Raw genomic sequence first — 11,394 nt, 5'->3', positions numbered from 1 at the left:
TTACCTCAGGACGGCGCCCCCTGCGGCACATCGCGCGCCACCACCTCGCGCACCAGGTCCATCAGGGCGCGTGCCCGGCGGGTCTGGCGCACCCCCGCGAGGTGGGCGATCACCAGGTCGAGCGTGGGGTGCGCGCTGGCCAGCGGGAGTGCGACGACCTCATCGCCGCTGTACGTCTGGGTGGTGGCCGGGAGCTGGTTGAGCACCGAGAAGCCGTGTCCGCGCGCCACCAGTGAGCGCACCGTCTCATAGCTCTGGGAGCGGTGGCGGACGACCGGGCGGGTGCCCGTCGCGTTCACCATCGACCAGAAGTAGTCGCGGCTGTACGGCAGATCGAGGAGGACGAGCGGTTCACCGGCCAGTTCGGCCAGGTCGACCGAGTCACGTCGGGCCAGCCGGTGACCCGCGGCGACCAGGGCGTGGGCCGGTACGGTGGCCACCGTCTCCCGCTGGACCTCGGGGCCGAACCCGAAATCGTAGGTCAGCGCACACTCGATCCGGCCTTCGTTCAACGCCCTTCCCAGCTCGGTCGCTTCGGCCTCCAGGACGCTCACCTCGACACCGGGGCAGCGGTCGGCGAACTCGGTGAGGAGCGCGGGCAGGAAGAACGGCGCCAGGGTGATGAAGCAGCCCAGCGCCACCGGGCCGGTGAGCCGGTCGCCCGTCCCCTTCGCCTCGTCCGCGACCTCCCTGGCGTGCGCGAGCAGCTTCCGGGCCTCGTGCAGCAGCCGGTTTCCCGCGGGTGTGGGGGTCAGGCCCTTGGCGCGGCGGCGGAGGAACAGCTGGACACCCAGCTCGTGCTCCAGATTGGACACGGCGGTGGAGACCGCCGACTGGGCGATCAGCAGGCGTTCGGCGGCGCCGGTCATACTGCCCGCCTCGGCCGCTGCGACGAAGTAGCGCAGCTGGACCAGCGTGAACGCGACTGGTGGCATGGGCGGTTACCCTCCCGGGTTCTCGACGTACGGTTCCGGAGCCCCCGCCGGGCAGCGGCGGTTCACAGCCCCGGGCAGCCGGTGGCCGTGCGCGCGTATCCGGCGATCATCCGCAGCGCGGCCGTGCGGTCCACCGCGGTGTTGCGGCTGACGATGTGCAGACCGTAGCCGTCCTCCAGGGTGACCAGATTGCGGGCGGTGTCCTGGAGAGGTTCGGTCAGTGTGAAGTCCCCCGATGCGGCGCCGAGTTCGAGGACCGTCGCGTACAGGGCGGTCTCCCTGGCGAAGAGCGATCCCATCAGCGCGGCGTGCGAGGCGCTGCGGTCGGCCCTGCTGTGGAGTTCGTACAGGAGCCGGTGCGCGGCGTCCTCGGCGTCGGCGGGCAGGCCGGACGCGATGGCCTCGCGCAGCCGCGCCACGGGGTCGGCGATGCCGTCCGTGCGGCTGTGCCGGTCGGCGAGGAACCGCTCGACGGCGCCCTGGTGGACTTCGAAGACGAGGTCGTCGAGGTCCGGATAGTAGTAGAGGACCGAGCCGGCGGAGACCCCCGCCTCGGCCGCGATGTCCTTGATCCGCAAGGACGCGATGCCCCGCTCGGAAATCGCCCGGCCGGCCGCGTCGATCAGCGCCTCGCGCCGGGCTCCCTGGTTCTTGGGTCGGGCCATGAAGTCGTTCTCCGTCCGTCGATTCAATTTACCTGATCTCACCCTGTCGCTGCTATTGACGGCACCCTTCAGCATTGTTTGAATCTCGCATCAAAGAATCCAGCCTGGCAGGGCGCTCTGCGAACGGCGCCGAGGAGGCAGCATGGAACACCCTTCGCCGCCCGCTCCCGGCGTCGTGGAGCACCGCACCATCGACGCCGTCCCCGTCTCCGAGCGGCACGGCCGCACCCGCGATCTGTTCACCATCTGGTTCAGCGCGAACCTGGGCCCGCTGACCGTCGTCACCGGGGCACTGGCCCCCACCGCTTTCGGTCTGTCCTTCTGGTGGAGCCTGGCCGCCCTGCTGGTCGGTCATCTCGGCGGCGGCTTCCTCATGGCACTGCATTCGGCGCAGGGCCCGCAGCTCGGTGTTCCGCAGATGATCCAGAGCCGGGGCCAGTTCGGCTCCGTGGGCGCGCTCGCCGTCGTGCTCGTCGTCATCGTCATGTACCAGGGCTTCTTCGCCTCCAATCTGGTGGTCGGCGCCCAGTCCCTGAGCGAGGTGACCCCGCTGGGGACGCGGACGGGTGTGCTGATCGGTGGCGTGGTCAGCCTGGCCGTCGCCGTGGTGGGGTACCGCCTGATGCACCGGATCGGCGCGCTCACCAGCTGGGTGTTCGGCGCCGTCCAACTCGTCGGCGCGGTCTGGCTGTTCACCGGCGGGCTGCCCGAAGGGCTGCTGACCCGGGGCGGCTTCAGCGTCGGCGGGTTCCTCGGCGTGGTCTCGGTGGGCGCGCTCTGGCAGATCGCGTACGCGCCGTACGTCTCGGACTACTCGCGCTACATGCCCGCCGACCGCGCCGGGGTCCGCTCGACGCTCTGGTGCACCTACGCCGGGTGCGTCCTCGGCAGTCTGCTGCCCATGGTGGTCGGCGCGGCGATCGGACTGTCCGGCGGCGACAACCCGATCGCGGCGCTCGACGGTCTGCTGGGCAGCGCGCTCGGGCAGCTCACCCTGTGGAGCTTCGCCCTGGTCACGATGCTCACCAACTCCATGAACCTGTACGGGGCGGTGCTCTGCGCGGTCACCGCCGTACAGACCTTCGCCCACCGCTGGCTGCCCCGGGCCACCGGCCGCGCCGTACTGGGGACCGCACTGACGGTGCTCTCCGTCTTCCTCGCCCTGGTGCTCGCCGGTTCCTTCATGAGCAGCTACCTGGATCTGATCTACCTCCTGCAGTACGTACTGATCCCCTGGACGGCGATCAACCTCGTCGACTTCTACCTGGTCCGGCACGGCAGCTATGACGTCGCGTCGTTCTTCGCCGCGGACGGCGGGATCTACGGCCGCTGGAACCCGGTGGCACTGGGTGTGTACGTACTCGGCATCCTCGCCGAGATCCCGTTCATGGCGCAGTCCCTCTACACCGGGCCGGTCGCCCACGCCCTCGGTGACACCGATCTCGGCTGGGCCGCGGGGCTCGTCGTCACCGTCCCCGTGTATCTGCTCGCCGCCCGGACGACCGCACGCCGCCACCGGGCCGCCGCCGGCTCTCCCTCCACCACCGCCCCCAACGACCCCACGACACCGCCCGTTTCGCCCGCACCGACTTCCGGAGCCCCGACCGTATGAACACCCACGCCGACTGGCGGCAGCGCGCCGCCGGACTCTCCTTCCGTACCCGTGCCTTCATCGACGGCCGCTGGGCCGACGCCGCCGGCGGCGCCACCTTCGCCACCGTCGACCCGGCCACCGGGCGGACCGTCGCCCGGGTCGCGCGGGGCGGCGCACCCGAGATCGACGCGGCGGTGCGCGCCGCCCGTACCGCCTTCGACGACGGCGGCTGGTCCGGCGCCGACCCGGCCGTCCGCAAACGGGTCCTGTTGCGCCTCGCCGCGCTCATCGAGGCGAACGGCCCGGAGCTCGCGCTCCTCGACACCCTCGACATGGGCAAGCCCATCACGGAGTCGTACGGCACCGACGTGCCCGGCGCCGCGGGCTGTTTCGCCTGGTACGCGGAGGCGGCCGACAAGCTGTACGACGAGGTCGCCCCCACCCCGCCGGGCAGCCTCGCGCTGGTGCGGCGTGCACCGCTCGGCGTCGTCGGCGCGGTCGTGCCGTGGAACTTCCCGCTGGACATCGCCGTCTGGAAGCTCGCGCCCGCACTGGCGGCGGGCAACAGCGTCGTACTCAAGCCCGCCGAGCAGTCCCCGCTCTCGGCGCTCCGGCTGGCCGAACTCGCCATGGAAGCCGGGCTGCCCGAAGGAGTGCTCAACGTCGTGCCGGGGCCGGGGCCGGAGGCCGGGCGCGCGCTGGGGCTCCACCCGGACGTGGACACCCTCGTCTTCACCGGCTCCACATCGGTCGGCAAGCGGTTCCTGTCGTACGCGGCCGATTCCAATATGAAGCAGGTGTGGCTGGAGGCGGGCGGCAAGAGCCCGTGCCTGGTCTTCGCCGACGCCGATCTGGACGCCGCGGCGGAGCGCGCCGCGTGGGGCTTCCTCTCCAACGCGGGGCAGGTCTGCTCCGCCAACACCCGGCTGCTGGTCGACGCTTCGATCGCCGACGAGTTCACCGAGCGGGTCGTCAAGCACACCGTCGCCTACGTCCCCGGCGATCCGCTCGACCCGGCCACCCGGCTCGGGCCGCTGGTCGACGAGGAGCAGGCCGTACGGATCCTCGCGGCGGTCACCGGATCGGGCGGCCGGATCGCCTGCGGCGGCACCCGCCCCGAGCGGCCCGGAGCCTATCTGGACCCGACCGTGGTCACCGGCCTCGCCCCGGACGCGCCACTGGCACGCGACGAACTGTTCGGGCCGGTGCTGACCGTACTGCCGTTCACCGATGAGGCCGACGCGGTACGGATCGCCAACGACTCCCCGTACGGCCTCGCCGCCTCGCTCTGGACCCGTGACCTCTCCCGCGCCCACCGGGTCGCCGACGCGCTGCGCGCCGGGACGGTCTCGGTCAACACCGTGGACGCGCTGAGTCCCGCCACCCCGTTCGGCGGGTTCAAGCAGTCGGGCTTCGGCCGCGATCTGTCCCTGCACTCCTTCGACAAGTACACCGGCCTGAAGACGACTTGGATCGACTACGCATGAACACCTCGGATGTGGACTCCGTCCTGGAGGAGATCGACCGGCGCGCCGACGACCTGGTCCGCCTCACCTGCGACCTGGTGGCCTTCGACACGACGGTGCGCGGCAGCGCGTCCGAACCCGCCCGCGACGAGGCCGACCTCCAGGAGTATCTGGCCCAGCGGCTGCGCGCGGCCGGCGCCACCGCCGATGTCTTCACCCCGGCCCCGGGCGCCCTGCCCGCGTCGCCGCAGACACCGGCGGGGCTCGGCTTCGACGGCCGCCCGCAGCTGATCGCCCGCTTCCCGGGCACCGGGGGCGGCAGGTCACTGCTGTTCAACGGGCATATCGATGTGGTGTCCGCCGAGCCGGCGGCCGACTGGAGCAGTGATCCGTTCCGCGCGGAGGTCCGTGACGGGCGGCTGTACGGGCGCGGTACCTGTGACATGAAGGGCGGTATCGCGGCAGCGGTCGTCGCCGCCGAGGCGCTCGCCGCTCTCGGTATCAGGCTGCCGGGCGATCTGCTGGTCAACACCGCGACCGACGAGGAGTGGAACGGCGCGGGCACCCTCGCCTCGGTCCACCACGGCGTACGCGCCGACGCGGCGATCGTCCCGGAGCCGACCGATCTCGATGTCGTCACCGCGCAGCGGGGCATACTCGGCGGCACCGTCACCGTCGCGGGCCGCCCCGGGCACGCCGAGCACCCGCCGGGCGACTGGCGCTCCGGAGGCGCGGTCAACGCCATCGAGAAGACCCTGCCCGTGCTCGCCGCACTCCAGGAGCTGCGCGAACGCTGGGCGGCCGACCCGGCGCACCGGCACCCGCTGCTGCCGCCGCCGTCGATCGTGCCGACCACCATCCGGGGCGGCGAGTGGTGGGTGACCTACCCGGCTTCCTGTGAAGTCGCCCTGGACATCACGTACTTGCCGGTCCAGGCAGACGAGGGCGGCTGGGCGAGCCGGGTACGGGACGACATCGAGCGGACGGTACGCGCGGCCTGCGCCCGGGACGGCTGGCTGTCCGCACACCCGCCCCGGTTCGCCTGGGACACCGAACTGCCGCCCGCCGAGGTCGGATCCGGTCACCCGCTGCCCGTACGGCTCGCCGCCTGCGCCACCGCGCTGGGCCGCACGCCCCGGGTGCTCGGCGAGCCCTCCTGGACCGACGCGGCGACGCTCACCCGCTTCGGACGTACCCCCGCCGTCTGCCTGGGACCCACCGCTACCAGGCCGGACGGATCACCGACCCTCCACACGATCGACGAGTACATCGAGGTCAGCGATCTCGTCGACACCGCCAAGGCACTGGCCCTGGCAGCCGTAGAGCTGACCGGCCCGGCCTGACCGGGCCCAGGCCCGACCACACACGGCACCGACTCATCGCGCAGCACCGAATCGCACAGCAACGGACAGCTGTGCAACGGACAGCTGAGCAACGAACCGCACCGCAACGAAAGGACTGACGGCCATGCCCTTCAGCCATGCCGAACTCGCCGCCACCGACCGGGCACACATCATCCACCCCTACCTCCCCGGGTCCGCCGATGAGCGGGTCGTGATGACCGGCGGCTCCGGCTGCCGGCTCACGGACGCCGCGGGACGCTCCTACCTCGACGCGACCGGCGGGCTCTGGCTCGCGCAGATCGGCCACGGCCGCGAGGAGGTCGCCCAGGTCGCCTTCGACCAGATGAAGCAGCTGGAGTACTTCACCAGCTTCTGGGAGTTCTCCAACGACAAGGCCGTCGCGCTCGCCGCCCGGCTGGCCTCGCTCGCCCCCGCCGGTCTGGACCACGTCTACTTCACATCGGGCGGCTCCGAGGGCAACGAGGCCGCCATCAAGATGGCCCGCTACTACCACCACCGGCGTGGCGACACCGACCGCACCTGGATCCTGGCCCGGGACAAGGCGTACCACGGCATCGGCTACGGCGGCGGCTCCGCCACCGGATTCCCCGTCTACCACGAGGGGTTCGCGCCGATGATGCCGCATGTCTCGCACCTCACCCCGCCGTGGCCCTACCGCACCGAGCTGTACGGCGGCCAGGACCCCACCGACTTCCTGATCGCCGAACTGGAGGCCCGTATCGCGGACATCGGGCCCGGCAACATCGCCGCCATGATCGGTGAACCCATCATGGGCGTCGGCGGCATGCTCGTACCGCCCGCCGACTACTGGCCGCGGGTGCGCGAGGTTCTCGACCGGCACGGGATCCTGCTCGTCTTCGACGAGGTCGTCACCGCATACGGCCGCGTCGGCGAGTGGTTCGCGGCCCAGCACTTCGGTGTCACCCCCGACATCATCGTCACCGCCAAGGGCATCACCTCCGGATACATCCCGCTCGGCGCGCTGCTGGTCGCCGACCGGGTCGCCGATGTGCTGCTGCGCGACCACGGCTTCCCGATGGGCTACACGTACAACGGCCATCCGGTCGCGGCCGCCGTCGCCCTGGCCAACCTCGACATCATCGAGCGCGAGGGGCTGCTCGGCCGCGCCGTCACCATGGGCGCCCGGCTCCACGCCGAACTGGACTCGCAGCTGGGCGAGTTGCCGATCGTGGGAGAGATCAGGTCGGTCGGGATGATGCTGGCCGTCGAACTCGTCGCCGACCGCGCGTCCCGTGCCCCGCTCCCCCTTGACCCGGCACGGATGCCGCACGACGTGATCCGGCGCGAGACCGGTGTCATCGTCCGCGACTCGGCGCACAGTCTGGTCCTGTCGCCCCCGCTGATCATGACGGACGCCGAGGCCAAGGAGGCTGCCGTGGCCCTGCGTTCGGTCCTGGAGCGCACCCTGCCCACCGGAGAGGTCCGGGCCTGAGCACACCCGGCGCACGCACGGGCGGGGCCGGCCGCAGCGGCCGGCCCCGCCCGTCACTCCGGCGCCCCCGTGGGCGGGCGCGCCACCGGCCGTATCCCACCGTTCTTCACGTGCCTCCCGCGGCGCGTGCCAGCAGGAGGACCCCGTGTCTGCACCACCGGCCTCACCCGCACCAGCGGCCGTGCCCCCGCCGCCCCATCTCTCCCGCAGCCTGCGCCGCTTCGACATCATGGCGATGGGGATCGCCGCCGTCATCTCCTTCGACGTGGTCGGCCAGATCGCCACCGGTGGCGGCGAGGCGGTCACCTGGACCGCGGTCATCGCGCTGCTCTTCCTCGTCCCGTACGCGCTGCTCTTCGCGGAGACGGGCGCGGCCTTTCCGCAGGAGGGCGGCCCCTATGTCTGGGTCAAGCTCGCCTTCGGCAAGGCGACGGCCGCGCTCACCACACTCTTCTACTGGGTCACCAACCCGGTCTGGCTGGGCGGTTCGCTGGTCTTCGCCGCGTCCGACGCCTGGAACAGCTATGTGTCGCACCTGGGCAGCGGTACCTTCGCCGACTACGCCTTCAAGCTCGTCTTCATCTGGGCCTCGATCCTGACCGCCGTCGTCTCGCTGCGCCGCGGCAAATGGATCACCACGGCGGGCGCGGTCGTCAAGGTCGGCTGCGTCCTGCTGTTCACCGGTACCGCCCTGGCCTACGGCCTGCGGCACGGTTTCAGCGGGCTGGAGCACGCGCGGTTCACACCGACCACCGCCGGGTTCCTCGCCCTGGTGCCCGTCCTGCTCTTCGCGTACGTGGGCTTCGAGGCGCCGAACGCGGCGGGCGACGAGATGCACGACGCCAAGCGCGATGTGCCCGTCTCCATCGCGGTCTCCGCGTCCGTCGCGGCCTGCTGCTATCTGCTGCCGGTCATCGCCATCCTGTCGGTGGCCCCCGCCGACAAGGTCACCGGCATCGGCGGGTTCATGGAGGCCGCGGCCCTGGTCTTCGGCGTGTACGGCTCCTGGAGCGGGCCGCTGCTGACGGCTGCCGGGGTCATGTTCGCCTTCGCGCTGCTCACCCAGGGCAGCGCCTGGATGATCGTCAGCGACCGGATGCAGGCCATGGCGGCGGCCGACGGCGGGTTCTTCGGCCGCTCGCTCGGCGCCTTCCACCGCGGGCTCGGCACCCCGGTGCGGATGAATCTGCTCTCCGGGATCACCGCCACGGTCTTCATGGTCGCCGCGACGGTTCTGGTACGGGGCGACAGCGCGGCGGTCTTCGGTGTCGTCCTCACCGTGGCCATCACCACGCTGCTCCTCTCCTACCTGGTCGTCGTCCCGGCGCTGGTCACCCTGCGCCACCGCCACCGCGACACCCCCCGCCCCTACACCGTGCCCTTCGGTACCCCGGGCTTCCGGGTCTGCGCGGCCCTCGTCTACGTCTGGATCCTCGTCGGCTCGTGGGTCGCGCTCTTCCCCGGCACCCTGGAAGCGCTCCTCGGTGTCGGCTACGACTTCCGGAGCACCTGGGGAGTCAGCCGTACCACGTTCGAGGCGTTCACCTTGGGCACGGTGGTGCTCCTGCTCGCGGTGGGCGCGCTCGGCAGGGGTGTCGGCTCGGTCCGGGACCGGGTGGCGCGCGCCGAGGACGGACCCGACGCCGCGGGGTCCGACGCCGCCGGGTCCGCCGGGCGCGCCCGCAACTCGGCCCGGTAGCGGCGGCGCCGCGGGCCTCTGCCCGGTCCCGGCTCCGGCCGCCTCCGTACGGCCTCCGGCCCCGGCCCTCCGCGAATCAAACATGGGATGTTAGGTTGATTGGAGGAATTGAGCCTGGAGGTGGACATGCCGCTGCGCGCGACGGAGCGCACCAGTCTGGTCGGACGCGTGATCGACCAGCTGCAGACCCTGATCGAGTCCCGGGAGTGGCCGGTCGGTACGAAGATCCCGGCCGAGCCGGTCCTGGTGGAGCTGCTGGGCGTCGGCCGCAACACGGTGCGTGAGGCGGTGCGCGCCCTGGTGCACAGCGGGATGCTGGAGCCGCGCCAGGGCGACGGGACCTATGTACGCGCCGCCGACGACCTCGGCGCCGCGCTGCTGCGGCGGCTGCGCCGGGCGAGCCATCTGGAGGCGCTGGAGGTACGCGCCGGTCTGGAGCGCGACGCCGCCCGGCTGGCGGCCGAGCGCCGTACCCCCGAGGACCTGACCGCACTGCGGGCCGCGCTGCGACGGCGCGACGAGACCAGGCAGCAGCCGGACCCGGCGGAGTTCGTCGAAGCGGATGTCGCCTTCCACCGTACGGTGGTGGCCGCCGCGCACAACGGCATGCTCACGGATCTGTACAGCCACCTCACCGACGGGCTGCGCGCCGCCATCACCTCCGTCGCCCACGCCCCGCTCCCGGACGGGCCGCGCTTCCAGCTGGATTCGCACGCCGCCCTGGTGGACGCGATCGAGGCGGCGGACGCGGACCGGGCGGTCCGCAGCGTCGAGCACTACATCAACGAGACCATCGCCTCCGTACGGACCCTGCAGGACGCGGACCCCCTGCCCGGCGGTCCGGACGGCGGCGCAGCGGGCCCCGGCCCGGGGGCGGACGCCGAGGCGTGCCCCGACGAGAACACTGGAGGCCGCTCATGACGGGCACCCCTGCCGAGCAGACCGCACCCCGGACCTCCGGCGAACGGATACCCGCGGCGCCCGGGCCCGCGGTGCGGCCGGGCGGGCTGCTCGCCTTCGGCGTGATCGTCCTGGCGCTGAATCTGCGCCCCGCCCTGGTCGCCGCTTCGCCCCTGCTCGACACCATCCGCGACGACACCGGGATGTCCGCCACCGCGGTCGGGCTGCTGACCACCCTGCCGCTGCTCTGTTTCGGACTGCTGGCCCCCTTCGCACCGCGTCTGGGGCGCCGGTTCGGCATGGAGCCCGCGCTCCTCGGCACCATGGTGCTGATCTGCGCCGGGACCGCGCTGCGGCTGCTGCCCTCGATGGCCGCGCTGCTCGGCGGCACGGTCGTCGTGGGTGCGGGCATCGCCGTGGCCAACGTCCTGCTGCCCGGCGTCATCAAGCGGGACTTCCCGCACCGGGTCGGCCTGATGACGGGCCTCTACTCGATGTCGCTGTTCGGCGGCGCCGCCCTGGCGGCCGGTATCACCGTCCCCGTCGAGCACGCCGCCCACCTGGACTGGCGCTCCACGCTGGCACTCTGGGGGCTGCTGGGCCTGGTGGCCGTCATCGTCTGGGCCCCGCAGATCCGCCGCCACAGCCGGGCCAGTGCCGCTGAGGCACGCAGCGCGGCCCATCCCGTCCGGGGGCTCTGGCGCCACCCGGTCGCCTGGCTGGTCACCGGCTACATGGGGCTGCAGTCCCTCTCGTACTACGCCGCTGCCGCCTGGCTGCCGACCATCCTGAGCAACGCGGGCATGGCCGAGGGCACCGCGGGATGGATGCTGTCCTTCTCCAGCCTGCTGGGCATCGCCGGGGCCTTCGTCTCCCCGGTGCTGGCCTCCCGGGGCGTACGGCCCGGTCTGCTGGCGACGGTCGGCGCGGTGCTGACCGTGGGCGGTTTCGTGGGGCTCATCTGCGCCCCTGTGGGCGGGGCCTACCTCTGGATGATCCTGCTCGGGCTCGGCCAGGGCGCGGCGATCTCGCTCGCGATGCTGTTCATCGTGGAGCGGGCGCCGGACGGCCGGCATGCCGCGCAACTGTCCAGCATGGCCCAGTGCTTCGGCTATCTGCTGGCCTCGGTGGGACCGCTCGCACTGGGCGCGGTGCACCAGCTGACCGACGGCTGGACGGTGCCGCTGGTGATGCTCATCGTGCTGCTGGTGCCGCAGGCCGTCATCGGCATCGGTGCCGCTCGCGACCGGCACGCGGCGCCGGAACAGGGGGCGCGTCACTGACGGGCGCCCGGCCGGTGCGCGTCACTGACGCGCAC

The 11,394-nt window shown here is 72.2% G+C and carries 9 protein-coding genes; 7 read left to right on the top strand and 2 right to left on the bottom strand.

Going from position 1 to position 11,394, the window contains the following annotated elements; genetic code table 11:
• Positions 1-5 precede the first annotated feature (5 nt).
• Positions 6-935: a LysR family transcriptional regulator gene (locus tag ACFXBC_RS17420; RefSeq protein WP_385024436.1), complete on the bottom strand. Its 930-nt coding sequence runs from the start codon at positions 933-935 to the stop codon at positions 6-8.
• Between the two features lie 62 nt (positions 936-997).
• Positions 998-1,600, bottom strand: a complete 603-nt coding sequence (locus tag ACFXBC_RS17415) for a TetR/AcrR family transcriptional regulator (protein WP_385024434.1) — start codon at positions 1,598-1,600, stop codon at positions 998-1,000.
• A gap of 142 nt (positions 1,601-1,742) precedes the next feature.
• Here ACFXBC_RS17415 and ACFXBC_RS17410 point away from each other — a divergent pair, with 142 nt between their 5' ends.
• The 7 genes from ACFXBC_RS17410 to ACFXBC_RS17380 all read left to right on the top strand — a co-directional run bounded on the left by ACFXBC_RS17410 (position 1,743) and on the right by ACFXBC_RS17380 (position 11,359).
• A complete protein-coding gene (locus ACFXBC_RS17410; RefSeq protein ID WP_385024432.1) occupies positions 1,743-3,212 on the top strand; it encodes a purine-cytosine permease family protein in 1,470 nt (489 codons plus the stop codon).
• Complete coding sequence (locus tag ACFXBC_RS17405; RefSeq protein WP_385024430.1) at positions 3,209-4,681, top strand: aldehyde dehydrogenase; 1,473 nt, start codon at positions 3,209-3,211, stop codon at positions 4,679-4,681. Before ACFXBC_RS17410 ends, ACFXBC_RS17405 begins: the two co-directional genes overlap by 4 nt.
• Positions 4,678-6,003, top strand: coding sequence for an ArgE/DapE family deacylase (locus tag ACFXBC_RS17400; RefSeq protein ID WP_385024428.1), 1,326 nt, complete (start codon positions 4,678-4,680; stop codon positions 6,001-6,003). Before ACFXBC_RS17405 ends, ACFXBC_RS17400 begins: the two co-directional genes overlap by 4 nt.
• Before the next feature lie 124 nt (positions 6,004-6,127).
• On the top strand, positions 6,128-7,477 hold the full coding sequence (locus ACFXBC_RS17395) for an aspartate aminotransferase family protein (RefSeq protein WP_385024426.1): 1,350 nt from the start codon (positions 6,128-6,130) through the stop codon (positions 7,475-7,477).
• 145 nt (positions 7,478-7,622) lie between these two features.
• Positions 7,623-9,176, top strand: a complete 1,554-nt coding sequence (locus tag ACFXBC_RS17390; RefSeq protein WP_385024424.1) for an APC family permease — start codon at positions 7,623-7,625, stop codon at positions 9,174-9,176.
• Between the two features lie 99 nt (positions 9,177-9,275).
• Entirely contained in the window at positions 9,276-10,097 is an 822-nt protein-coding gene (locus ACFXBC_RS17385) for a FadR/GntR family transcriptional regulator (RefSeq protein WP_385024422.1), read from the top strand.
• The gene (locus ACFXBC_RS17380) at positions 10,094-11,359 is read left to right on the top strand and encodes a CynX/NimT family MFS transporter (RefSeq protein ID WP_385024420.1); all 1,266 of its coding nucleotides are present in this window, start codon (positions 10,094-10,096) and stop codon (positions 11,357-11,359) included. The genes ACFXBC_RS17385 and ACFXBC_RS17380 overlap by 4 nt, the downstream gene beginning before the upstream one ends.
• The last annotated feature ends 35 nt before the right edge of the window (positions 11,360-11,394 follow it).

Source organism: Streptomyces sp. NPDC059398 (assembly GCF_042751845.1).
GTDB lineage: Bacteria > Actinomycetota > Actinomycetes > Streptomycetales > Streptomycetaceae > Streptomyces.
This window is presented reverse-complemented; position numbering and strand designations above follow the sequence as displayed.